This window comes from Virgibacillus sp. LDC1, assembly GCF_025792345.1.
Lineage (GTDB): Bacteria > Bacillota > Bacilli > Paenibacillales > Paenibacillaceae > Paenibacillus_AQ > Paenibacillus_AQ lautus.
Genome location: NZ_JAOXLZ010000002.1, coordinates 640365 through 665303 on the forward strand (window position 1 = coordinate 640365; position 24939 = coordinate 665303).

General features: G+C 49.4%; 24 protein-coding genes, 1 tRNA gene and 1 riboswitch. Of the genes, 19 read left to right on the top strand and 6 right to left on the bottom strand.

The features are described from left to right. Positions 1 to 281 precede the first annotated feature (281 nt). From ssuE to OHJ21_RS23530, 9 genes are all read left to right on the top strand, one after another. Positions 282 to 827 carry an NADPH-dependent FMN reductase gene (ssuE, locus tag OHJ21_RS23490; protein WP_427492153.1) on the top strand — a complete coding sequence of 182 codons (546 nt, stop codon included), beginning with the start codon at positions 282 to 284 and terminating at the stop codon, positions 825 to 827. A 61-nt stretch (positions 828 to 888) separates the two neighbouring features. Beyond that, complete coding sequence (locus OHJ21_RS23495; RefSeq protein WP_071222319.1) at positions 889 to 1479, top strand: P-loop nucleotide/nucleoside kinase family protein; 591 nt, start codon at positions 889 to 891, stop codon at positions 1477 to 1479. Positions 1480 to 1764: 285 nt separating this feature from the next. After that, positions 1765 to 2508, top strand: coding sequence for an AAA family ATPase (locus OHJ21_RS23500; RefSeq protein ID WP_486021284.1), 744 nt, complete (start codon positions 1765 to 1767; stop codon positions 2506 to 2508). Positions 2509 to 2836: 328 nt separating this feature from the next. Then, the gene (locus OHJ21_RS23505) at positions 2837 to 3250 is read left to right on the top strand and encodes a MarR family winged helix-turn-helix transcriptional regulator (RefSeq protein ID WP_486021285.1); all 414 of its coding nucleotides are present in this window, start codon (positions 2837 to 2839) and stop codon (positions 3248 to 3250) included. Between the two features lie 82 nt (positions 3251 to 3332). Then, entirely contained in the window at positions 3333 to 4751 is a 1419-nt protein-coding gene (locus OHJ21_RS23510) for an MDR family MFS transporter (protein WP_100540029.1), read from the top strand. 103 nt (positions 4752 to 4854) lie between these two features. After that, positions 4855 to 5022 carry a hypothetical protein gene (locus tag OHJ21_RS23515; RefSeq protein WP_486021287.1) on the top strand — a complete coding sequence of 56 codons (168 nt, stop codon included), beginning with the start codon at positions 4855 to 4857 and terminating at the stop codon, positions 5020 to 5022. A 36-nt stretch (positions 5023 to 5058) separates the two neighbouring features. After that, the gene (locus OHJ21_RS23520) at positions 5059 to 5856 is read left to right on the top strand and encodes a DUF817 domain-containing protein (protein ID WP_486021288.1); all 798 of its coding nucleotides are present in this window, start codon (positions 5059 to 5061) and stop codon (positions 5854 to 5856) included. A gap of 159 nt (positions 5857 to 6015) precedes the next feature. After that, complete coding sequence (locus tag OHJ21_RS23525; RefSeq protein ID WP_256720505.1) at positions 6016 to 6150, top strand: hypothetical protein; 135 nt, start codon at positions 6016 to 6018, stop codon at positions 6148 to 6150. Between the two features lie 133 nt (positions 6151 to 6283). Further along, complete coding sequence (locus tag OHJ21_RS23530; protein WP_486021289.1) at positions 6284 to 7225, top strand: GNAT family N-acetyltransferase; 942 nt, start codon at positions 6284 to 6286, stop codon at positions 7223 to 7225. A 115-nt stretch (positions 7226 to 7340) separates the two neighbouring features. Here OHJ21_RS23530 and OHJ21_RS23535 read toward each other — a convergent pair whose 3' ends face one another. Both OHJ21_RS23535 and OHJ21_RS23540 read right to left on the bottom strand, forming a co-directional pair. Continuing rightward, a complete protein-coding gene (locus OHJ21_RS23535) occupies positions 7341 to 8372 on the bottom strand; it encodes a ribonucleotide-diphosphate reductase subunit beta (RefSeq protein ID WP_100540032.1) in 1032 nt (343 codons plus the stop codon). Positions 8373 to 9321: 949 nt separating this feature from the next. Continuing rightward, on the bottom strand, positions 9322 to 11655 hold the full coding sequence (locus OHJ21_RS23540; protein ID WP_127595569.1) for a ribonucleoside-diphosphate reductase subunit alpha: 2334 nt from the start codon (positions 11653 to 11655) through the stop codon (positions 9322 to 9324). A 195-nt stretch (positions 11656 to 11850) separates the two neighbouring features. Beyond that, positions 11851 to 12084, bottom strand: a riboswitch (cobalamin riboswitch). Between the two features lie 361 nt (positions 12085 to 12445). Between OHJ21_RS23540 and OHJ21_RS23545 the strand changes: the two genes are divergently transcribed. Together OHJ21_RS23545 and OHJ21_RS23550 are read left to right on the top strand one after the other, a co-directional pair. After that, positions 12446 to 12751 carry an MTH1187 family thiamine-binding protein gene (locus OHJ21_RS23545; RefSeq protein WP_486021290.1) on the top strand — a complete coding sequence of 102 codons (306 nt, stop codon included), beginning with the start codon at positions 12446 to 12448 and terminating at the stop codon, positions 12749 to 12751. Between the two features lie 108 nt (positions 12752 to 12859). Next, positions 12860 to 12931 (top strand) — tRNA-Thr (locus OHJ21_RS23550). Between the two features lie 237 nt (positions 12932 to 13168). Here OHJ21_RS23550 and OHJ21_RS23555 read toward each other — a convergent pair. Next, positions 13169 to 14977, bottom strand: a complete 1809-nt coding sequence (locus tag OHJ21_RS23555) for a laminin G domain-containing metallophosphoesterase family protein (protein ID WP_486021291.1) — start codon at positions 14975 to 14977, stop codon at positions 13169 to 13171. A gap of 902 nt (positions 14978 to 15879) precedes the next feature. Between OHJ21_RS23555 and OHJ21_RS23560 the strand changes: the two genes are divergently transcribed. Further along, complete coding sequence (locus tag OHJ21_RS23560) at positions 15880 to 16608, top strand: N-acetylmuramoyl-L-alanine amidase (RefSeq protein ID WP_486021292.1); 729 nt, start codon at positions 15880 to 15882, stop codon at positions 16606 to 16608. A gap of 264 nt (positions 16609 to 16872) precedes the next feature. Here OHJ21_RS23560 and OHJ21_RS23565 read toward each other — a convergent pair whose 3' ends face one another. Beyond that, positions 16873 to 17205, bottom strand: coding sequence for a hypothetical protein (locus tag OHJ21_RS23565; protein ID WP_071222114.1), 333 nt, complete (start codon positions 17203 to 17205; stop codon positions 16873 to 16875). Positions 17206 to 17451: 246 nt separating this feature from the next. Between OHJ21_RS23565 and OHJ21_RS23570 the strand changes: the two genes are divergently transcribed. The 7 genes from OHJ21_RS23570 (at position 17452) to OHJ21_RS23600 (ending at position 24035) form a co-directional block, all read left to right on the top strand. After that, positions 17452 to 18090, top strand: a complete 639-nt coding sequence (locus OHJ21_RS23570; protein ID WP_486021294.1) for a DUF4352 domain-containing protein — start codon at positions 17452 to 17454, stop codon at positions 18088 to 18090. 230 nt (positions 18091 to 18320) lie between these two features. Further along, positions 18321 to 20066: an ABC transporter ATP-binding protein gene (locus OHJ21_RS23575; protein ID WP_100540037.1), complete on the top strand. Its 1746-nt coding sequence runs from the start codon at positions 18321 to 18323 to the stop codon at positions 20064 to 20066. Next, a complete protein-coding gene (locus tag OHJ21_RS23580) occupies positions 20063 to 21868 on the top strand; it encodes an ABC transporter ATP-binding protein (protein ID WP_326119859.1) in 1806 nt (601 codons plus the stop codon). Before OHJ21_RS23575 ends, OHJ21_RS23580 begins: the two co-directional genes overlap by 4 nt. Positions 21869 to 22011: 143 nt before the next feature. After that, positions 22012 to 22569 carry a hypothetical protein gene (locus tag OHJ21_RS23585; protein WP_326119860.1) on the top strand — a complete coding sequence of 186 codons (558 nt, stop codon included), beginning with the start codon at positions 22012 to 22014 and terminating at the stop codon, positions 22567 to 22569. Positions 22570 to 22780: 211 nt separating this feature from the next. Further along, entirely contained in the window at positions 22781 to 23056 is a 276-nt protein-coding gene (locus OHJ21_RS23590; protein ID WP_127595602.1) for a phage holin family protein, read from the top strand. 113 nt (positions 23057 to 23169) lie between these two features. Further along, positions 23170 to 23688: a DinB family protein gene (locus OHJ21_RS23595; protein WP_394058109.1), complete on the top strand. Its 519-nt coding sequence runs from the start codon at positions 23170 to 23172 to the stop codon at positions 23686 to 23688. 191 nt (positions 23689 to 23879) lie between these two features. Then, a complete protein-coding gene (locus OHJ21_RS23600; RefSeq protein ID WP_006208027.1) occupies positions 23880 to 24035 on the top strand; it encodes a hypothetical protein in 156 nt (51 codons plus the stop codon). 51 nt (positions 24036 to 24086) lie between these two features. On the opposite strand, the gene OHJ21_RS23605 is transcribed toward OHJ21_RS23600, so the two are convergent. Together OHJ21_RS23605 and OHJ21_RS23610 are read right to left on the bottom strand one after the other, a co-directional pair. After that, the gene (locus OHJ21_RS23605; protein ID WP_071222107.1) at positions 24087 to 24317 is read right to left on the bottom strand and encodes a hypothetical protein; all 231 of its coding nucleotides are present in this window, start codon (positions 24315 to 24317) and stop codon (positions 24087 to 24089) included. Further along, entirely contained in the window at positions 24318 to 24893 is a 576-nt protein-coding gene (locus OHJ21_RS23610; RefSeq protein ID WP_071222106.1) for a 5' nucleotidase, NT5C type, read from the bottom strand. It abuts the gene before it with no gap. Positions 24894 to 24939 lie beyond the last annotated feature (46 nt).

A 24939-nucleotide genomic window follows, 5' to 3' on the forward strand; every position in this document is an offset into this window, starting at 1 on the left:
TATGAGCAGAATAGGAGAAAGGTCGTGCGCAAAAACGCGGGTTACAGATTTTTTTACGATGTCTCTCGGGCTATTGGAGCGAAGTGTAATGGTTCGCGAATCGCCAAGGTTCAATTGCCGGAGTTGCTGCATTGACAAAAGCGCGGACACATTGATACGATGATACTAATTCTGACAAGTTTGCTCTGATTTATATTGGTTGACGTTCGAGAGGACCTTACATAGCGATCTTATGAATGGATGAGATGGCGACACTATAAGATAAGCCGAGGTGATTGATTATGGCGAAAGCTGTTATTATTAACGGGAGTCCTACAGCCGGATCCCGATTGAATGCGGTTATGGAATATGCGGAGCAGGCATTGACTGCTGCGAATTTCGAGGTTAGCCGGATCGACGTGGCCGGGCTGCCGCCTGAGGATTTGATTCATACCAAGTTTGAGAGTGAGCATATTGTCAAAGCGAACGGACTTGTGGCCGAGGCCGATGCCGTGATTGTGGCGAGTCCGGTTTATAAAGCTTCGTTTACCGGTGTTCTGAAGACCTTTTTAGACCTGATTCCGCAAAAAGGCTTGGCCGGCAAAATCGTGCTTCCGATGTTTATCGGCGGCAGTCTCGCACATCTGCTGGCGATTGATTATTCGCTCAAGCCCGTGCTTTCTTCGATCGGGGCTCGTCATATTCTTGGCGGCGTGTACGCGGTGGATGCTCAGGTGGCACGTACCGAGGATGGCGGATTTGATGTAGCGGAAGTGCTTCAGGAACGCTTGACCTCCGCGATGGAGGAATTAATTGAAGAAACCCGTTACCGGACAGAACGCGCATAAGGATGGCATGAGTGGACGGCAGGGATATGAAAGCGATAGAGATCATATGGAGGGATACCATTTGCAAAAGCTAGTGTTTTTTGTCGGCGTGGCCGGTACAGGCAAGACAACCGTAGCCAAGAAGCTTGCAGTCCGTATACCGGCTGCATTTCTCGACCGTGATACGGTGGGGGGACGCTTTGTTGAGAAGTTCCTGGAAAGTAACGGACTGGATCCGAATGACCGCGACTCTTCCTTTTATAAAGAGAACCTGCGCGATCTGGAATATGATACGACCAAGGATATTTGCATCGAGAACCTGGGTGCGGGACAAAATGTTTTTATGATTTCTCCGTTTACCGCAGAGCTCAAGAATCGCGAATGGATTGAAGAAGTCATTGCATCTGCAGGGCTAACGAAGAGCGACGTTGACGTGAAGGTCATCGTGGTTGCGCTCAAAGACATGGATTTGCAGAAGGAGCGCATCATTGACAGACAGACCGAGCGGGATCAGTGGAAGCTGGATCATTGGGACGACTTCAAGAAGCGCGTCGATTTCGTGCCGGAAGTGAACTGGGACATTCCGCAGACGTCCATTAAGGTATTCGATAACAGCGGCGATTTGACGGAAGAGAAGGTTGAGGAGCTCTATCAGTTTATCGTAAGCGAATAGCATAGCAGAATAACAGCATTCGATATCGTATAAAAAAGTGCGTCATACCAGGTGCCGGCGAGCCCTGGGATGGCGCATTTTTATTGAGTATCGACGAGGCATCAACAGCTCAAGGCAATGCCCTCCTGTTATGGCGTAAAAAAGGATGTTCGTATTCACCCTTCAGGGAAATGTCCATGCTTATGCTCAGAAAAATCGAGCGATGGTCTTGAATTGGAACCATTGCTTGAATGATATATAGTAGAGTAAGTAATTATAGGCTTCACAATCAAGGAGGGAAAGCGCTTGGATAACGCTGCTATGCTTGCCTATCTACGAAGCGTTGTGTTAATGAGGGATCGTATCCCTTCATTTCAGGAATACCCCTTTAATTTGCCGGCCGTAGCAGCTATGGACGGCCTTCATTTTCACCCGAAGGTCACATATATCGTGGGCGAGAACGGCATGGGCAAATCCACGCTGCTGGAGGCGATCGCTGTAGCGCTGGGTTTCAATCCGGAGGGGGGCACCATCAATTTCTCTTTTTCCACGGCGGAGACTCATTCTGTGCTGTATCAATATATTCGTACGGTTCGAGGAGTCCGGAAGCCGCGGGACGGTTTCTTTTTCAGGGCGGAAAGCTATTATAATGTGGCCTCCGAGGTCGATTCACTGGCGCTTTGGCACTCCTATGGCGGAAAGTCGCTGCATCATCAATCCCATGGTGAATCCTTCTTTGCGACGTTTCTGCACCGCTTCGACGGCAACGGACTGTATATTATGGACGAGCCGGAAGCGGCCTTGTCCCCGTTTCGCCAAATGGCGCTGCTTAGACGCATCCATGACCTGGTCCAGGAAGACTCGCAGTTTATTATTTCCACGCATTCGCCAATTGTTATGGCCTATCCTGATTCCGTCATCTACAAGCTGACTTCCGAAGGAGTGGAAAAGTCGAGCTTGGAGGAAACGGATCATTATATGATTACGAAGGAATTCGTGAATCGCCGGGAAGCGATGCTGCATGAATTGTTTGCAGACGATGAGGAATAAACGGGAAAGATAAGGGCACGTAAGATCGCATAGATCTTGCGAGTCCTTTTTTATATAGGAGCCTGTTATCAAACCGAGCGTTTCGAGTCAGGGGAATGATTGGGAGATTTTCATCCGTGGATGTTTCTGATTTTAAGAATATGAATGTTCGAAATTCTGAAATAAACTTTGAATAACTTAAGTAATTAGTCTGCTATCCCTTAATAAATGGGATAAAATAGAATAATAATCATGAAAATGATGTTTACAAGTTAGAATCATTGAACTAAAATAAAAAGCGAGGTGAAAAACTCTGGAGAACGGAAGAGAAGCAAGCGTCGAGAGACTCATGGAGATGTATCGTGAGTTATCGGATAAAATGACGAGCCATCGGGTCGTATCTTTTTTGAGTTACTTGAGAAAGAACGATTTAACGATGAATCAGTATAAGATCTTAAGTTTGATCGAGCAGCAGGGTCCTCTGCTTCCCAATCGGTTGGCTGAGCATATGGAGCTTAAAGCTGCAACGATCACGTATTTGGTGGACGCTCTGGGACAGCGGAGGCTGGTGGTTCGAACGCCAAATCCCAGCGATGGACGCAGCCACTATGTCAATCTTACGGCAGAAGGCCGGCAGCTTGTGCTCGATGCGCGCAGCGAGGGGGATTATGCCGTCATGGAATCCTTCAAGCAGTTGGATGAGGACGAGGCGGATAACCTATATATTTTACTGCGATTGCTTGGCAAAAAATTATTTCCATAACCTAAGACCATGCTCTTTCGAATCCCGCCTCCAGCTCTGTTAACCAGATCCGGGCGGGATTACTTTGTTTAGGAGGCTTCATGTGAATACACAAGATAAATCTTCATTTTGGCTTATTATGAGCGCTATCTTTTTCGGTAATTTTCTGGCGGTGCTCAGCATCACCACCATTAACGTGGCCTTTCCGGTGGTAATGGAGCAGTTCGATGCCACGCTGAGCACCACCCAATGGCTGATGGCCGGGTATCTGCTGGCAACGGGGATTGTGGCTCCTATCGTAGGTTACATGGGGGACCAGCTCAGTTATAAGAGGCTGTTTGTCCTCGCATTAATGGGTTTTACGCTCTCGTCGCTATTATGCGTCGTTGCTTGGAATATCGAGACCTTGATTGCGTTCCGGATTACGCAAGGCGTGTTCGGGGGGATGATTATCCCGATTACGATGACCATCATCTACCAGGTATTCCCCCGGGAGCGGCAAGCCTATGCCATGGGTCTATGGAGCCTGGCCTCCATGCTGGCACCGGTAATCGGACCGACACTTGGCGGCTGGCTGGTGCAATATTTTGGATGGAAATCGATTTTCATTCTAAATATTCCGATCGGCCTGATCTCGATGGTCATCGTTAGCAAATTCATTCCATTTTACCGACTGACCGGGAAGAAGACATTCGATTTCCTCGGATTCTTGACGGTGGTGGCCGGCAGTACTCTTTTGCTGCTCTCCTTCAGCCATGGTAACGACTGGGGCTGGGGATCCTGGAAGACGCTGTCCCTGCTCCTCTCCGGCATCTTACTGCTGCTGTTCTTCATTAATTGGGAACTGCGGATTTCATCCCCGTTATTGCAGCTTAAAGTGTTTAAATTCCCCCGATTTCGGTACAGCTTAATCCTGAACTGCATCGTGACGATATCCCTGTATACGGGAACCTTGCTGGTGCCGCTCTATTTGCAGACCGTGCTGAAGCTGTCTCCGATGGATACCGGATTGATCATGCTGCCGGGCGCGATTGTCATGGCAGCTGCGTCGCCGATTATCGGGAAATTTTATGATCGGATCGGTCCGTTCCGGCTGGTGATCACGGGAGTTCTCATCATTGTGGCAGCCACGCTCGCTTTCAGCGGAATCGGCACCAACACGTCGGTTATGTACATTTCCTTGCTGCAGCTGGTTCGCTGCCTTGGCATAGCATTATGCAATATGCCGTTAACGAACGCAGCGATGAGCGCGGTGTCCAGCGAATATTCAGGTCACGCATCGTCCATCACGAACTGGGCCCGCCAAGGGCTCGCTTCGTTATCCATCGGCATATTCAGCGCGCTGGTGGTATCCAGAACGTCCTATTACATGGGCGCGGGGGCTTCGACCCAGCGTGCCGCGACAACGATGGGCATTGATGACGTGTTTATGATCGGAACGATGGTGGCGGTTATTGCCATACCTCTTACATTTTTGTTACGGGTCAAAAAGAAAAAATCGGCTCACCCTGTCGCGCTCTAATCCGGCGTTCGTCGGCCATGTGGAGAAGAGGATCCTTCGAGCTGTTGAAGCTTAGCGCAAGACAGGGTAACCCGAAAGGGATCAAGCGATTGGACGGGGGTGGTTGAACTCATCATTGGCGTTATGCGAAAACCCCAAGCATGGTCAAAAAGGACGTAAACTGATGAGAGAGCGGCTGAAGGGCTGCTCACTTTTTTTGCTTTACGCCCGTCAATGGCTGGGACTAATTATGACAACGCTGTTCTTTTATTCCATTCGCGGTCTGTGGTAGGGTGAAGTATACGAATGCAGGTGGTAGGAGGAGCTTATGGAATTTATACGGAAGCTGTGGATTTTCGGTTATCATCAGGCCTTGTCCTGCATATTTCCGGTTATGATCTTCGGCGCGCTGGGACTGACCAAGGTGGTTGAGATTCCGGGTTTGCCGCGGTATGACCTCATCCTTCTCATATGCGTCTTGGCCCAAATCGGGATGCTGGTGAGCAAGCTGGAGACATGGGATGAGCTGAAGGTCATCTGCGTCTTTCACGTCATCGGTTTGATGCTGGAGCTGTATAAAGTGCATATGGGCTCGTGGTCTTACCCGGAGGAGGGCTGGAGCAAAATTGGCGGGGTCCCGCTGTACAGCGGCTTCATGTACGCCAGTGTAGCCAGTTATATATGCCAGGCTTGGCGTCGAATGAATTTGCGCATTACCGGCTGGCCGCAGCCTGTGCTGACCGTGCTGATCAGCGCAGCGATCTATGCCAATTTCTTTACCCATCACTACGTGTGGGATGCACGCTGGCTTCTCACGGCACTGTTATTCGTGGTTTTCGGCAGAACCATGGTGTATTTTGACGTGGACGGAAAAACCTTGCGGATGCCGCTGGTGCTGTCGTTTCTGCTGATTGGCTTTTTCATCTGGATTGCTGAGAATATTTCCACGTTTCTCGGAGCCTGGACTTATCCGGGTCAGGAGCGGACATGGAGTCTGGTGCATATCGGCAAAATCAGCTCGTGGTTTCTGCTGGTGGTGATCAGTGTCATCATTGTCGCCCAGCTGAAGCATCTGAAGCAGGGCAGAGGACCGGCCAAAAACAATCCGAAGGGAACGGTCATGTGAATCCAGTTGGATTTGATCATTCATGCCAAATCATGTATCCTATGGTTCATTAGATTATGTAAAGCTAACGTTGCGACTCGAGCTGTAAGGCGAGCGATTTTTGCATGAACATAGATGTTTAGCATAGATGAACGGCGCGAAGCAGAAGGGGGTATTCACATGAAAAAAAGATCATTGGCGTCTTTGGCAAAAGGCATGGGATACTCCACCGCTGTTTTCTTTGATCCGTCCGATTATGGGAGAAGTGTGTCCAAAATCGGATATTCAGCGATCAAGGATCCTTCCATTCGGTGACCGAATGAGGATGCAGTGGAATTGAACACCACAGGTCGCTTGCTTGTGGTTGCATAGATCGGCATGTACACCACAGGTGCGCTGTGGTGTTTTTTTGCGTTTCTAAATGATTCGAACAAAGGAGAGGTATACCATGTTCATGCAAGGGAAACAGATTTATGTCAGGTCGGTAGAGGAATCGGATGTAGAGGCACTGCTGAAGCTTGAGGTGGATAACCGGGATTTTTTCCAACGGTTCACGGGCCTAAGAGGAGACGAATTCTACACCAGTGAAGGACAACTCGAACGGATTCGAAAGGCCCGGGAATCCAGCAAGACGGATCAGGGGTATCTCTATGTGATTGGACTGCGGGACACCGGAGTGTTGATCGGCGAGATTATGCTGACCGAAGTGGTGCGGGGGAATCTGCAGAGCTGCTGGATCGGTTATTTTCTGGACCAAGACCATAACGGAAAGGGCTATATGACCGAGGCGGTTCAATTGGTAGTGAAGTTTGCCTTTCAGGAATTGAAGTTTCACCGGATTGAGGCCGGCGTGATGCCGCACAACCTGGGCTCGATCCAAGTGCTTTTGAAAGCCGGATTCCATAAGGAGGGCATTGCCAGGAAAAACGTAAAGATTAACGGAAAGTGGGAGGACCATCAGACGCTGGCTATTTTGAATGAAGCCGATGAGGAGCAGCGGTCTCCAATTCAGCGGTATAATCCGCGTGTTATCGCCCCGCCGATCGGGCCTTATACCCATGTAACACAGGTTTCGAGAGGGGCCGGGCTGGTGGTCTTCTCCGGTCAGGTGGGAACCGATAGGGAGGGGAACTTACCGGAAGATATGAAGCAGCAGGTGGAGAATACCTTGGCGAACATTGAGAGGTTATTGGCTGCGGAAGCGATGTCGGCGGATCATATCGTCAAAATCAACATTTGGGCGGCTCAGGAGGTCGACTGGGATCACTTCCACCAGGTATGGGAGAAATTCCACGGGGGAAAGGCGCCGGCCATGACGATGGCCTACGTGCCGGCACTGGCGATGCCGTCCATTCAGGTAGAGATCGAGGTATGGGCAGCCAAGGGGTAGCACTTATAAACCGTAAGTAAGAGAAATGGACTGTGGCCGATCATATGTAGTAATAAAAAAACCTCCGTGGATTCCTGTTAAGGGATCACGGAGGTTTGTGTTTATGGAGAGGAGCTTATAGATCGTCAAAACCGTTGTCGTCGCCAACTTTGCCGTAGTTACGGGATTTAGCTTCGAAGAAGTCGGTCTTCGTTGCGTTGAGGGCTTCATCGGAGAAAGGCTTGATCCACGGCATGCAGTTAACGTCCACGCCTTCGTAGGCTTTTTCCAGACCCATCATGGTGATGCGACGGTTTGCGATGTACTTGATGTAATCGCCCAATTCGTTCAGATCGATGCCGCGCACATTGCTGAGCGTGTAGTGGGCCCAGTTGGTTTCGAGCTCGACGGCACGGTCGATGGTGCGGTACAGGTAGTCGATGTTCTCTTTGGAGTTCAGCTCAGGGAAATCCTTGAGCAGCTGCTTGAACACTTCGGCGAAGAAGTAGCAGTGCTGGTTCTCATCACGCTGAATATAGGAGATCATCTGGCTGGTTGCCATCATCTTCTGGTCACGAGCCAAGTTGTAGAAGAAGGCAAACGTGCTGTAGAAGAAGATGCCTTCCAGGATCAGGTCCGCTACCATCGCTTCGAAGAAGGATTGCGGCGACGGATTGTCTCGGAAGTTCTGGTAAATGTTCGAGATGAACTGATTGCGCTCCAGAAGTACCGGATCATGCTTCCAGTATTCAAAGATTTCCTTCTGCTCTTGCTCCGACACGATGGAGGAAAGCACATAGGAATAGGATTGGTTGTGAACCACCTCTTGCTGACCGATGATGGCTGAGATGGCTTCGAGCGACGAATCGGTGAAATAACGCTTCACGTCGCTTACAAACATCGTCTGCATGGAATCCAGAACAGCGAGCAGGGAGATGTTGATCTTGAAGGTGCGCTGCTCTTCAGGGTCCAGGCGGGGGAACTGCTGGGCATCCTTGGACATCGGAATCTCGTCTGCGATCCAGTGGTTCAGCAGCAGGACCTTATACAGCTTATACATATGAGGCATCCGAATGTCGTTCCAGTTCAAGATCCCGGAGCATTCACCTTCAATGACGCGAGTGGAGCGGTTGGGTGCTTCGGTGTTAAATATCTTTTGCATTTGCATGCCGATTTTCTCTCCTTGTATATCATGATAGGGCGGCGAATAGGCAAAGCTGAGGGACAATTCCCAGCATATTCACGGGACGGGTATCCATCTCCAGCCGCTTGTTGTCCGCCCTTTGCCTGAATGTATTTTTAAGGTTGCAAAGGACTCCCAAATGCGGACGTAAACTCTTCCGATTGGATACCCTTACCCTTGTAGTCTTCTATTTAGAAAGCTTATCCACTCCTGCTATGCGGGGAACACCCGCATGCAGCCGTTTGATGCTTGTTTGCACCGCATGAGAAGCGATTCCCGAAGGGAGAGCGATCCACGCAGGCAGTAACTCAACAAAACGCACGAAGTAGCTCAGTAGTCCCGCACCGCATGAGAAGCGATTCCCAAGGGGAGAGCGATCCCAGCAGACAGCAGCTCAACCAAACGCATGAAGTAACACATGGTCCCTGCACCGCATGAGAAGCGATTCCCAAGGGGAGAGCGATCCCAGCAGACAGCAGCTCAACCAAACGCACGAAGTAACACATGGTCCCTGCACCGCATGAGAAGCGATTCCCAAGGGGAGAGCGATCCCAGCAGGCAGAAGCTCAACCAAACGCACGAAGTAACACATGGTCCCTGCACCGCATGAGAAGCGATTCCCAAGGGGAGAGCGATCCCAGCAGACAGCAGCTCAATTAAACGCACGAAGTAACACATGGTCCCTGCACCGCATGAGAAGCGATTCCCAAGGGGAGAGCGATCCCAGCAGACAGCAGCTCAATTAAACGCACGAAGTAACTCATTAGCCTCCGCACTACATTCCAGCGTTCCCGAAGGGAGAAAGCGCTCCTAGCCACCAGAGTAACGTAGAAGCGCCTCATTCACACCCTGCACACCTTGCGGGTGTCCAGAGGGCAGAGCCCTTGGGGCCCTCCCTTGGAAGGGAGGGTTTGGGTGGGTTCGAAATTAAAGGTTAGCTAGCACAGCTTTCGCACTCTTCAATCGTCAGCGCACGGCTGCGTACATAGTACGTGGACTTGATGCCGGCTTTCCAGGCATGCAGGTGCAGCTCCAGGAATTCCGAAGCCCGGATATCAGGGCGGACATACAGGTTAAAGCTTTGCGCCTGGTCAACGTGACGCTGACGGGCGGCAGCCATTTTGATGGACCAATGCTGGTCGATCAAGAAAGCCGTTTTATAGTACCAGATCGTTTTTTCGGACAGATCCGGAGCCGGGTTAGCCACTTTATAGGTGGTTTTTTCTTCATAAGACAGAAGTTCGTACAATGGATCGATGCTCGCCGTGGAACCCGCGATGATCGAAGTGGAGCCGTTCGGCGCGATGGCAAACAGCCATGCGTTACGGACACCGTTCGCTTGTACTTCTTGCTGCAATTCGCGCCATTGTTCGGTGGTTACGAATTTGCCTTCATGCTCGCCGTCGGTGTAACCGCGGAACGTGAAGTACTCGCCGCTCTCCCAGTCGGAGCCTTTGAACTTCGGATAGTGGCCTTTTTCCTTGGCCAGCTCCATGCTGGATTTAACGAGCAGGTAGTTGATGTGCTCATACAGGTTGTCATTATAGGCAACGGCTTCGTCGGATTCCCAGCGGATGCCTTCCAGCGCCAGCAAGTGGTGCAGACCAAAGGTACCGAGACCGACCGCACGATATTGGCTGTTGGTGTATTGAGCTTGCAGAACTTCAATATTGTTAATGTCGATGACGTTATCCAGCATGCGAACCTGGATCGGAACGAGACGCTCCAGCACACCGGCAGGTACAGCACGAGCCAAGTGGATGGAGTTCAGGTTGCAGACAACGAAATCGCCAGGGATTTTGGAAATCACGATCCGGGTTTGGCCGTCTTTCGTAACCAGCTCCTCTTGCTCAACGACCGTCGGAGATTGGTTCTGCATGATCTCGGTGCACAGGTTGGAAGAGTAGATCATGCCATGCGCAGAGTTCGGGTTCGCACGGTTGACCGTGTCGCGGTAGAACATGTACGGCGTGCCCGTCTCAAGCTGGGATTTCATGATGCGCTTCATAATGTCGATGGCTTGTACCGTAATGCGCGGCAGCAGCGGGTTCGCCACGGCTTCAGCATACTTTTGACGGAATTCGCCTTCGCCTTGACCTTGATCATAGAAGTCTTCCAAGCCCAGCGGACGGCCGTTCTCGTCTTTCCAGCCCATGATTTTCTTCACTTCATGCGGACAGAACAGGCTCCACTCTTCACGTGCTTCTACAGCCTCCATGAACAGGTCAGGCAGACATACACCGTGGAACACGTCATGTGCTCTCATGCGCTCGTCACCGTTGTTCAACTTCAGATCGAGGAAGGACAGGATGTCTTTGTGGAACACATCCAGGTAAACGGCGATGGCGCCTTTACGAGTTCCCAATTGGTCAACGCTAACAGCGGTGTTGTTCAACTGGCGAATCCAAGGGATAACGCCGGAGCTGGTGTTCTTGTGACCGCGGATGTCAGAGCCGCGTGCACGGACTTTACCGAGGTACACCCCGATGCCGCCGCCCATTTTGCTGAGACGGGCGATATCCGTGTTGGAATCGAAGATTCCTTCCAGGGAGTCGTCCACGGTATCGATGAAGCAGCTGGAAAGCTGACCGGCTACTTTTTTGCCTGCATTAGACATGGTCGGCGTAGCAGCCGTCATGTACAGGTTGCTCATGGCCCAGTAGGCTTCTTTGACAAGGTCAAGACGCTTGTCGGCAGGCTCGTTGTGCATGAGGAACATCGCGATGACCATATAGCGTTCTTGCGGAAGTTCCATGACGCGACCGTCAAAGTCGTTTGCCAGGTAACGCTCAGCCAGCGTCAACAGACCGATGTAATCAAACAGCAGATCGCGGCTTGGATCGATGCATTCGCCGAGTTCTTCGATTTGTTCTTTGGTGTAGCTGGTCAGAAGATCCTCGCGATAGATGCCTTTCTGTACAAGCTCCGTAATGAGCGGGTAGAAGGCACCGTACGGTTCCTCCGGATAGGCTTTGTATCGGCGGTTGGTGGCCGCTTTTTTATATAAAGAGGTCAGAAACGAACGCGCAGCTGCAAACTTCCAATTCGGTTCTTCCTTGGTTACAAGCTCAAGGGCGGACATCGTGAAGGCGCTGCTGATTTCTTCGCCGGTAACTTGCTCACCGCGCAATTTGGCATTGACGCCGCGAAGCAGACGCTCCTTATCGAGCATGTCCAATCCTTTCAGAGTCCGGTCGGCATAGACGGAGAGACGAATTTCATCAAAGGCGAGCTGACGGTTGTTCGGTTTAACTACGAGCTGGGGCATGAATAAATTCCTCGCTTTCTTCGGGGGAAATATGAAAAAGGACATCAAAAAAACATTTTCTAAAACCCGCGGGCAGGCTTGAAAATGTCCGTGCGCTGTGATTCGAAAATGACGTTTGCCATAAGCCCGTGAACGGGCAAGATGTTATGTACAGACGCAAGTTTAACGAACACTTACCTAAAACCCCGTAGGTTGGTGTCTATCTGTATATAGGCAGGTCTCCTGACTTGGGCTTCTTCCCTCGACATTCCCTTCCCCGGGACCTTGCTCCGGTTCCTCGGTGGCATATGTCGTATGGGGATGGCTGATGGTTCATAAACAGCCTAAGAGCCCTTACAGTGGCGGGACCGTGATGGATTTACACCATGCTTCCCTATTAAGCCGGACTGCCTTATAGGTTGATCCGGCACCTACATACACTATATTTGGTTGTTGTTAATCTAATTTAACCCAATATATTGTGTTTGTAAACCATATTCTTAAAATTGAACGCAAAAAGAATTATAGCAAACGAGCGGTCATTGTGCCAGTTAAGAAACTGCCAAAAGGCCATAACATTTCCTGAATTGTGACCAAATGCGACCTTTTCTGCGCTGATACCACGTATATTATCGTTTTGACAAAATAAGATGTATTCGTATGGACGAGACGAGGAAGGAACACCATATCTTGTGTGAAGCTAAAGACGGACGGACTTTGATATGAAGGGCTAGAATTGATATGATAACTGTATCCGGAAGTTTAAAGCATTCCATAACAGATGAGATGGGAACGAGGGAGGTTTTAAAAGATGGCTATAGCGGAGGTAACGGTGATTCCGATCGGAACCGCAACAACGAGTTTGAGCTCTTATGTTGCCGAGATGCAGCGTATATTGAAACAGCAGGATGGAATATCCAATGAGCTGACTTCGATGAGTACCATCATCGAGGGAGAGCTCAACATGATCTGGCGGGCGATTGAGGCTTTGCATGAAGCGCCTTTTCTGTCCGGTGCCCAGCGCGTATCGACTTCCGTGAAGATCGACGACCGCAGGGACCAAGTTTCCTCGAGCAAACAGAAGATCCAGTCCGTGCAGGAGAAGTTAGGCGGGTAATGCCGCCATTTTCGGAGGATATTTCCGTAAGAATAGGACTTGCATTTTGTTGCTGAAGTATTATAATAATTTTTGTTGTTTCGTGAGGAATAACATCGAACCACATTTGCTGGTGTAGCTCAGGGGTAGAGCAACGCACTCGTAATGCGTAGGTCGGGGGTTCAATTCCCTTCACCAGCATCTTTATAAACATAAGTACAGCGCGGCTTCCCGTTTTTTCGGGGCCGCGCTGTTTTTGTGATCATTGCTAAAGATAGTTTTAAATTCGCCTCCAAGAATGAATTTCCCGTAGCTTTTATATATTGATCAACCTTAGCAGTAGCAACTCAAAAATCTCTGGCAGAAAAACTCAGAATAAAAGCGAGCAGGAGCACTGCAAGCGCCGGGAATCATCCCGACGCTTGCGCATGCGTCTAGCTAGGGTAAGAAATCTTTTTTCTCCAGTGCATGGTCGACGATACGAATTTCGCTGATCCATCCGTTAAATACGCCGTCCAGCTTATTGGCATACTGGCTCGCGCCGATAATCCACGGTTTGCCGATCGTGGCAATGCCCCGCGGCTTCGTGTCGGGATTGCGCAATACTTCCACGCCGTCGATATACATCTTCGTTGATTGCCCGTCGTTGACCAGCGCGATATGGTGCCAGCTGTCGTCCATTTCCCAGGACCAACTCGTTTGCTCGCTTCCATAATTGAGCGGGAAGGACGCCCATTGAATTTCACGCAAGCTTGAGACAGCCAACGTTGCTAGCGGAGCCTCGGCGTCGCCTTCTTTCTTGCCAACGTCCTGTCCGGTGCCGTACCGGCCCAGAATGCCCATCCAGGAATGCTTGTCGGCTTCAAAATCAGGCCCGATCTTCACGACCGCTTCAATCGTATATCCGTTCGGGAATGTCAATGCATTGATAGGTGCTTGATCGGACGTTTGCAAATACGAGCCTTTCTCTTCCGATTTGTTGTTGAAGAAGCGAATGCCCGAATTGCTTTGCGGATTTTGCGCATTTCCTTTGTACCAGACCAAATCGCCTGGCTTGGCGTCGCCTTCGTCGATACGGTACAAATCGTTGCCTTTTCCGGAAAGATCTTTGACCGCTGCTCCCTTGCCTGCCACAGCTTGCCCTTCAGCGGCCGAACGGTTGTCCATTTGCCAGTAAGCGACTGTACCTTCTACTTTCGGTACTTCTTTATTGACAGAAATGATGGGCTGAAATCCGGAGAACCGTTCTTCAAAATCCATCGCGACTGTAAAATCGTTAAAATCGTCTACTAATCTCTCCTCATCGAACGGGGTTCTTTGTTTCTCCGGCATTCCCATAACCCATGGGGAGAAGGAGGATGTATGAATGCGGTTTTTCTCCATATCGAATTCAAATGTTCGTAACATTCCGTTGCCGCCATGGAAGGCGCTCTGATAATCAACGACCATCATAACGACGTCGTGACCTTTGTTATTTTTCTTGATCGTGTGAGCATAACCATGATGATGACCGTTTACGGTGAGGAAGATTTGATCGTTCTTCGCGATCAGCTTGTCCCATAGAAATTGCCCGTGATCTGTCATGACGGCTGATTTTTTGTCGTTGGAAATGTTCAGCAGTTGGTGGGTGAACACCATGACCGGGTACGTTGGATGTTTGTCGATTGCTTTTTGAGCCCACTTCAACGTCTCTTCGGACGCTCTCCAATCCAGGAAGAGTGCCATGTACTTTTTCCCGGCCCCATCAAAAATATAGTAGGAATTAAATCCGTTCTCAGAATGGCCGGTAAAACCCGGAATGTTCTTCATCCGGTCTGTCGAAAAATAGTTCAAAAACGGTTCCTTGGCCAAATCCCGCTCGTTGTCGTATTGCTGCGAGTTGAGCACGTCATGGTTTCCTGCCAAAAAACCGTACGAAAGCTTGGCTTTATCAAGTACTTTCATCGCTTCGTCGGCGTTGCGCCATTCGTAATCTTCATCAGCACGATCGACCAAATCTCCTAAATGTGCGGTGAAAACAATATTTTGTTTTTGCGCGTTCTTTGCAATCCAATTCGTTTGCGACAGCCAAAGCTCGTTTTTGTAGCGCGCATACTTTTGCGTATCCGGCAGTATGGCCATCTTGAAGCTATTGTCGATATCTGGGGAAGCGGCCGGACTTGCGGACGCTTCGAAACCGGACAGCAGTGCCGCAATCATCGTGACCGGCAACAGCAGCGCGAGTATTTTCTTGAATTTCTTCTTCATTTTGTCATATCCCTTCATCGATGTAATGGGTTGCGATAGGGACATTGTACTGAATGTGTGTTACCAGGATGTTAGGAGAGAAACCACTTTGTGTAAAGTGTGAATCATGGTCTGTGCTGATTGAATTTTCATTGGCAGTCAGCCATCTGTCGCTTCCAGTGCGGACCCATCGGCAGTATATCGATCTCGGGAAACGGCGAGGACCTGGACAAAACCGCCATATAAAAGATGCTCAAAGAACTATAACTAGAATTCCAGCCACGAATAAAATGGATCCCAGAATCAGCAGAGGAAGTCCACTGGATTTGATATATTGAACGTAGTCCGAACCTGGTTCAGACTCGTACTTTATTCTCCAGATTCTATATAAGGAACCCCATGTGGGTTTGCGTATTCGCAATAAACCACGTATAAGAAACACGACAGCAAACACGATAAGTACAAAACCAGACATATAATCCGCCCCTCACCAAAGGCTCAATGAAAATAAAATGGTATTCATCCCGATTCATTCGGATTGCCATTTCTTCGGAATATCTGAATATGAATAGACCAAGCCAGGTATGAATGGCACCGACGAACATGGTAAACCGTAGAATCAATCCCTTACACGACAATACGCAAATTTCAATTTCGGGGTTCCATTAAATGTAAAACAAGAGGCTTGTGCCTATGCTCAAAAGGTGACTTGAAACTGTATCTAGGCCCTTCAATATAGGCTCAAGCAAACACCGAATGCACCAGAGTGGAGTATCTTATATATTATACTCGTCCTTGCAGTAGGACTTACAGTTGCTTGCCTAATATAAGCGTGGAAGCATTAGTGGAAGGAATTGCTGCAGTTGCCTTCGCTGCAATGGATCACCGGGCTATTCAACAACCTACAAAGGCGGTGAATGATCGTGAAAAAGGTTTGGATTGACGCAGGGCATGGCGGGAAGGATTCCGGAGCAACCGGAAACGGCCTACAGGAGAAGGAAATCGTGTTAGCCGTATCTCTTGCTGTGAAGAAACGATTGGAAGCTGAATATGGCGATGTCCAAGTACTACTCTCCCGGTCTTCAGATGTGTTCCTTGAATTAGCCGAGCGGACTCGTAAGGCAAACGCCGCTGGTGCCGATATCCTAGTTAGCATCCATTGTAACGCGGGTGGCGGTGCCGGGGGCTTTGAGTCATATCGATATACCTCGGCAAACTCTGGTTCGGTAAAATTGCAGAATGTTATTCATACGGAGGTCATGAGTGCCATTAAACCCTTTGGAGTCATCGATCGGGGGGAGAAGGCCGCTAACTTGCATATGGTCCGTGAATCTAAGATGCCTGCTGTCTTAACCGAAAACTTGTTTATCGATGTGGCGGCTGATGCAGCCAAGCTTAAACGGCAGGATGTTATGGATTCTATTGTGCTCGGACATGTGAATGGCATTGCTAAGTATTTGGGGCTTCAGAAGAAAGAGGGGGCTGTTACGGTGGAGGATAAAGTAAATGTCATCGTAAACGGGAAGCAGATCGCGGATGGCAAGCTTGAGAATGGCGTGACCTATGTGCCGCTTCGGGCCATCGGTGAGGCATTAGGTGCCAAGGTGGTCTGGGATAACAAGACCAAGACGGCAACAGTTACAACCGAATAAAATACACCTGATAATTTTGAAATAGGAAGGAACAGTACTCCTCCATGCACATGCAAACCACCATTTGGTGGGGGGGAGTATATTTTGTGCCCCATCGAACAATTTATGTCCCTTTAATCATAATTTAAGCTCCCATTAATATTCGGAGTTTATGATAAAAGCACCCCTTAAAAAATATATCAGAAGCCCCTCTAACATTCGGTTAGAGGGGCTTCTTTGGTTATCTTCCCTCGCCTGTGCAAAGGCGGATGTTGGATTGAATATTTAGAGTCCCAGCCATTTCGTGATATAAGCGGATACGGCTAGCTCCTGAAAATCCTGCCAGCTGCGAAATGGGGTATGTTCAACGATAAATGGGTTAATCGTGTGTCCTTGTATGAATTCGTCAAACTCTTCATCTGTGCTTCCCTCATAACCTGCAGCTTTCAGCAAGTGACCGATCGAAGAAAACTTGGTATGTCTTTGAATAAATGATTCCGAGAACAGTTCTTCCACGGGCACTTCTTGTTTCATGTCCGAGAGCCTTGCGGCATTTTCGCGAATTTCTGATAGCTTCTCTTCATCCAGTCCGTCTAATCCACTGATCCCAGTATTCATTATGCCCACCTCCAAAAAGTTGCACGTCACTCTATTATACATATACGAGTATGCTGAATTATCGGATTCGCTTTTTTTTGAAGCAGGTATTGACTTGCTAGATTTATATAGGAAGAAAAGATGGAAATTCCCTAAAAAATGCTTTAAATCTTGCATAAGACAAAATGTCGAAATGTTAAGAAAATAATAGAAAAATCATATATGGTATGGTAATGTGGTATATATTACCTACACGGAGGTCAGTAAATGAGAACAAAGTTTGGTTTTATTTTGATGATTTGTGCATTTTTAGTTATTTCGGCATGCGGAAATAATCCTAGTAGCAGCGACTCGGCCAAGCAGAACGAAAGTGCAAATGCAGCTGGGGAGACTGTTAAGGATGAGCCGAGCAAAGAAGCAACAACAGAGCCAGCCAAAGAGGAGCCAAAAGAGGAACCAAAAGAGGAACCAAAAGAGGAACCAAAAGAGGAACCAAAAGAGGTTTCTAACAAACCTGGAGAAAAATTCACCTTAGGTGATTGGGAAGTTGTGCTAGATTCGTTTGAGTTTGATCAAAAAGTAAGCGCAGATATGTTTTCGTCAAGTGCTGATGAAGGCAACAAGTTCCTTATTCTAAATTACACGGTCACCAATAATGGTAAAGAGGCAAAGGATTTCACATCCATAATTGGTGGCGTAAGTATGAAAGCCATATTCAAAGAGGAATATGAGTATAACTATACGGTAACCATGATCGATGGGGATCTGGGAACAGGCAGCATCAAGCCTTTGGCTAAGAAATCCGGATTTGTTGTCATAGAAGTACCCGATAGCGTAGCTGATTCTAAAGAAAGCTTGGTAATCAAGCTTGAAGATCAGGACAAGGCACAAATCACATTACGATAACAACGAGAGAATGACCAACGCTATATTCTAGCACAATAAACGAACGCCAGCTCTGCATAGATGCAGAAGTTAGGCGTTCGTTTGCTTTTTTTACTTGCATATTATAATTATTCTTTACCTAGGAATGACTGTGGATTTCATGTAGACTGGTAATGATTTACTGCCGCCACGCCTTGCTAAATGGGGAATGGAGGTCCGTATATACTTGCTTGCATATGGGGGTGGGCACTGTGCCCAAACAAGAAAAGGTTTCAATGTCATGGCTGCTGCGGTATTTGAAACCGGTTAAAGGGCGGCTGATACTGCTACTCGTGATGCTGCTGACGTCGACAGGCTTGCAGCTTCTGAATCCGCAGATTGTCAAACGGTTTATTGACACGGCAGCCGAAGGCGGCGTTATAGCCACGCTGATTCAGCTGGCGGGTTTGTTTCTGGTCGTGGCTGTCTTTAACCAGCTGATTACCGTAGCTGTCAGCTATATGGGGAACGATATTTCATGGCGCGCGACCAACCGGCTTCGCGGCGATCTTTTGAAGCATTGCTTGCGGCTGGATATGCGATTTCATAATGTGAAAACGCCAGGCGAGATGATTGAACGGGTTGACGGCGACGTGACGAATATTTCGAATTTTTTCGCGATGTTCATCGTGCAGGTCATCGGAAGTTTTGTGCTGCTTGCCGGCATACTAGGATTTATGTTCACGGTGAATCTGCCGATTGCGATCGTCATGACGGTGTTTACACTGCTGTCCATTTTGTTCATGGTGTTCATCCGGAATATGGGCGTCAATTCTTCGAAGAATGAACGTGAAGCCAGCGCTTCGCTGTTCGGATTAATTGAGGAACGCATCGCCGGCATTGAGGATGTACAGGCGAACGGCAATGTGCCGTATGTGATGAATCGGTTTCATCGCATGATGCGCAGCGTGTTCCTGAAAGGAAGAAAAGCCTGGATGCTTCGCGTCGTCCCTTGGAATACCACGGTGATTCTGTTTGCCCTTGCGGTTACGGCTGTCCTGTTACTAGGAGTTCGCTATTATTTGATCGGTGAAATTACGCTGGGGACTCTCTTCCTAATCTATCAATATACGCAGATGCTGAATGACCCGATCGAAATGCTTGGTGACCAGGTGCAGGAGTTCCAAAAGGCAAAATCCGGCATGCTGCGTTCCAGAGAGCTGCTGTCCAATAAGAGCGAGATTGTAGACGGAGAACAAGAAGAGCTTCCGGAGGGAGCGCTCGGTTTGGAATTTGAGGGCGTCAACTTCAGTTATAACGAGGATAAACCGGTGCTAAAAGACATCAACTTTGAAGTCAAACCAGGCGAACGCCTGGGCATTATCGGACGTACCGGCAGCGGAAAGTCGAGTCTCAGCCGTATTCTGCTTCGATTGTATAACATCGACAGCGGTGTGATTCGCGTTGGGGGGACGGATATTACGAAGCTGAAGCTGCCTGCGCTTTACCGCCGGGTGGGGATGGTCACGCAGGATGTGCAGCTGTTTGATGGCTCGCTGCGTGACAACCTGACGCTGTTCGATCATGGCGTGTCGGATGCGTTCATTCTGGAAACGACGGAGCGCTTGGGGCTTCGGCAATGGATCGATGCGCAGCCGGAAGGTCTGGATACGCATTTGACCACAGGCGGAGCATCGCTATCCGCGGGGGAAGCGCAGCTATTCGCTTTAACCCGGGTATTTTTGACGCAGCCGAGCCTGGTAATTCTGGATGAACCGTCTTCACGCCTAGACGCCGCAACGGAAGCGATGCTGCAGTTAGCCGTGGATCAGCTGATGAGCCGCTGTACAGGCATCATCATCGCGCACCGGCTGGCTACGCTGGAGCAGGTGGATAAAATTATGGTGCTGGGTGACGGGCGAATGTTGGAATTCGGCGCACGGGAAGCACTTGCACAAGATCCGGCATCTCATTATGCCAGGCTGCTGAGCACGGGCAGAGAGGAGGAACTGGCATGACCATCACGGGTTTTATAGGGCGCCTCTTTCGATTCAGGCCTTCATTATTTTTAATCAACGGTCTGTTGTGGTGCATATTTCATTCCTTGCCGCTATTGATCGGGCTTGGGATGCAGTGGTTTTTTGACCGGGCCACAGCAAGCTCCACGGATTATGTGTGGCTGGCTGTACCCTTGATTTTTATTGCCGTTGTAAGGGTTGCGCGGGTAGGGACATTCTTTGCGGCCTTCTATCAATGGGTAACGTATATTTACCACATTCAGGCGATTCTGCGCACGAACATGCTGGCCGGGATCATGCGCTGGCCGGGGCGGAATTTGCCGGCTTCTCCAGGGGAGGCGATGAGCCGCTTCCGCGATGACGTGGATGAAGTTGTGGAATACGTGGAATCCTGGGTGGATTTCTGGGGACGCCTCGTCTTTGCGCTTGTGTCCGTTGCCATTATGGCGAGCATTAACTGGAAGATCATGCTGGTGGCCGTGCTGCCGCTCGTGGTGGTCACGTTTCTGAACAATTTGTCCGGCAACCGCGCGCGTCGTTACGGGCTAAAGAACCGGGAAGCTACGGGGCGCATTACCAGCTTTATCGCGGAAACCTTCGGTGCGGTTCAAGCCTTGAAGCTCGGGCAGGCCGAGGATCATGTTCATGAGCGCTTCATGAAGCTGAACGAAGACCGTCGGCAGGCGGCGCTGAAGGATAATCTGTTCAAACAATGGATGCGATCCTTGAATCAGCATGTGCTCAGCATCTGTACGGGACTGATTCTGTTGATGTGCGCTGCTGAAATGCAGGCCGGGCATTTTACCGTCGGCGATTTCGCTTTGTTTACGTCTTATCTGGCCAATATCGGCTTCAGCATTTCCTTATTCGGTTATATGGTATTCCAGCACAAGCGGCTGAAGGTTTCCTTTGACCGGATGCGCTCGCTGTTTCGCCCTGGCGAGGAAGACCGGATTATTGAGGCACGGGAAACGTATCTGAACGAAGAGCCGCCGGAACTGCCCGTCATGCACAGAGAACCGGGGGAGAAGCTGAAGGAGCTGGAGGTCAAGCATTTATCGTACCATTATCCGAATTCGGATAATGGCATATCGGATATTAACTTCCGCTTGGAACGCGGCAAGTTTCTGGTGGTGACCGGACGAATCGGGGCGGGGAAATCAACGCTTGTCCGGACGTTGCTGGGACTGCTGCCGAAACAGGGAGGGACGATCCGCTGGAACGGGGAAGAGGTGGATCCGGCAACCTTCCTTATGCCTCCAAGGGCGGCATATACCCCGCAGGTTCCGCGACTGTTTAGTGATCCATTGAGAGAGAACATCGTGCAAGGGAAGAAAGAGCGGACCGAGGAAGCACTGGACCGGGCTGTTCGTCTGGCCGTCATGGAGAAGGATATCGAGCATCTGGATCAGGGACTGGAGACGTTTGTCGGTCCGAGGGGCGTCATGCTGTCGGGCGGACAAATCCAGCGGGCGGCTACGGCACGCATGCTGATCACGGGCGCGGATTTATTCATTTTTGATGATCTGTCCAGCGCGCTGGACGTGGAGACGGAGCAGCTGGTATGGGATGGGTTGTTCAAGGAGCGGGACGTCACTTGCATCGCGGTATCGCATCGCAGGGCAGCCCTTTCGAAGGCCGATCATATCATCGTCATGAAGGATGGCCGGATCGAAGCGGAGGGCAGCTTGTCTGAGCTGCTCGCCACGAGCGAAGAGATGCAGCTGTTATGGCAGGGCGAGCAGTCTGCTGTCGAGGCTCAGGCCGTCGTAGAGGACGGAGCTGAGGTTAGCAAGGTATAACATCAAGTTTGGTTTGGAATTGGGGATGTTAGAACAGGTTTCGAGCAAGGCAGCTTCCGTTGGTGTGGAGGCTGTCTTTTTTTTGTATAATATACATGGAAAATAATGGGTCAATCATTCTGATGTACCAGGGGGAGTTCTATGTGAAGAATCGCAAGTTCTTGGTAACCTACGGTTATAACCTGGACCATAGCAATATCGATCACCTGGTGTCAGATCGCCTGTCCCGCCATAAGGGCTGGATTCAGAAGGATTACTTCGATCCGGTGCTGCACCAAGGGGCTGCGTTTATTCTAAACTACCAGATCATCGACACGAATGTTGCCAGAGTCTCGCAGCGGTATTACTTGGATGATTTCCACGTCACGGAAGCCCAACTGCAAGGCTTTCTTTACTCGCTAAACAAGCTGAAGGGCACGCATGTGTTGTGCAATCCCACGAAGCAGGGACATCACTGGACCGTGATCGACGATATCGAGTACAGCTGTTATGCCTATCAGACATTGGATGGAAGGGATCTCCGTTTTTTAGAATACGATAACGATGTCAGGGCGGATGCGAACATGAAGAAGGGGATACCCCGCATTCCCGAGCATCAGCATTACCTAACCTTTCCCTCAGACTGCAGTCAAGAAGAGAAGGATCGGCGGTTGACCGATTGGTTCAAAGGGATAATAGAAGCGGGGAAGCAGCAGCCTTAAGAGCCACCGCCATTCATATTGGATACTCACTGCGTATTTCCTCCACCCGGGAATACGCAGATTTGTGCTGCGTCTGCTCATCGTCAAACCTATCGCAAATTCCATTTCGCAGATTCTATTATTTTGCTTGCGAGAATAAGGATATAAATACAAGCCGATCGATAGGCTCGAGGAATAGGATGTAGAAGATGAATGGAAAGGTGGGTTTACCATGGAATGGAGCGTCATTTTTCAATTGATTGACCCGCGGCTCTTCATGGTCGTTGCTGCCTGTTGGGTAATCGGATATGTGCTGAAGCAAACGCCCAAGGTTCCGAATTGGAGCATTGTATATCTGGTTATGGTCGTATCGATTCTGCTCACAACCGGCTTGATCGGGTGGAGTGTGGAAAATATCATTCAAGGCATACTCGCAGGGGCGTTCGCGGTATTCGGGCATCAGGCCGTTAAACAAACGGCAGAGGCGATTGCGACTAGAAAGAAGTAAGAATGACTGAAGGGCCCAGGATCATTTTTGTTTAAACCGAACTTTACCTGGCACACTTACGCTTGAGCCTGTTACTCTTAGATTCATGAGATAATTTAAGGGAGCGTGAAGATTTGCAGAGGAAAACGTTGACGGTTGAGGCACTGCCTGGGTTTGAGCCGGAGATCGGCCGCTGGATATGGGGGCTTGAGGACGTACGCCGAACGATATTGAAACGGCTGGAAGGGGTCCGCCATGAACATTTGAATCATAGGGCAGACGGCCGACAGTCCATCGGCTCGCTGTTGTACCATATTGCTCTCATTGAAGCGGACTGGCTGTACGTCGAGGTGCTTGAATCCGATTGGGACCCGAAAATAAAGGCTTGTTTTCCCTGGGATCACCGTACCGAGGATAACCATCTTTCTGAAGTGCCGGATCAGTCACTGGATGAACATCTTCACCGCATGCAGAGGGTACGTCATGAATTGCTTGCCCATTTCAAAGGCATGGACCTCTCGGACTGGAGGAGAGTCAGACAACTGGAACCGTACGATGTGACGCCGGAATGGGTCATCTATCATCTGATTGAGCATGAGTCCCATCATCGGGGACAGATATTTCAGCTGTTAAGAGAATTGGAGCAAGTTTAAGGATCGATGGTCCACTCAGAAGAGACTTGGGCCTCTGCAGCTAAAGCCGGAGCCCTTTGAGGCCACTGCTATAAGCGTTATAATTGCCCGGGGCAGGGAGCATTCCTTGCTCTTTTTTGTATATCCTGCAACGATTCAGCTTGTCAAAACGTAATAAGCAGATAAAGAGTACGGTATCGGAGGAGATAGGAATGAATAATGAATTCTACGTGGGATGGGGAACGCTGGCGTTAATTAATGCCGGATTGGCTCAAGGAAAAAACAGAACGGGATTAAACTGGTTTCTGTTATCTCTGTTGCTAGGTCCGCTCGCAACCCTGTTTCTTGTCCTGTCAGCTAAAAGGTAATTTGAGCAATAAAAGAGCCGCCTCCCAGCAAGGGAAGCGGCCTTTATCGGATTACATCCGTTGAAACATAGCGGTGTCACGGCTGTAGTGTGTCAGGTAACCTGTCTCTTCGTTGCGGATGCGGACGACATCCGGTGTGTAGCATTCAATGTAACCTCGCTCGATCTCCACGTATACGCTTGCGGGATCCTCTTCCCATACGGAAACCACCGTTTCCGATAATGCGGCCGCGAAAAAATGGATATCTTGCGATAGGTACCGGCTATTGCGGTCTGTATTCATTTATTTCATATCCCCTTGATGGTTAGAATCGGATAAAATGCGGTCTACTAACTCGTTCATTCCCTTCCAGGAATCCTTCAGAATAAATTCATGCTGAATATGCGCGTTCCACGGACGCGGAATCAGAATGGTTTGTTTTCCGGCTTTTCTGGCGGCAATCGCATTATGGGGACCATCGTCAATCAGAAGATCAAATTCCACTAAATCCTTGCGCTTGGCCACGAAAAAATTCTCGAACGGAATAAAAGGCATATGCCGCTGCAGCCATCTCCACTTCTCGGGCACCGAGGAGGGACGGGCTGCGGTAACAACAATGACGTCATAATCATGCGTCATTCTGTGGACTTCGTCAATCGTATATTCATCAAATAGTTCAAGTTCTTCATATAAGCCCGGCTTTCCGAAGAAAAACTCTTCCGAGCATTCAGGATGCCAGATTTGATGCAGGTTATAATCGGTAATCTGATCCAGCGTCAGCTGAGGATCTTTGTACTGCAGATTGTGATAGTGAATGGCCTTGGGTATGAGATGGCAGATGGTATCATCCATATCGATGGCGACTATTTTTTTGCTCATATCGTCATTACTCTCCTGTAATCATGAATTCTAAGAAACGATGATG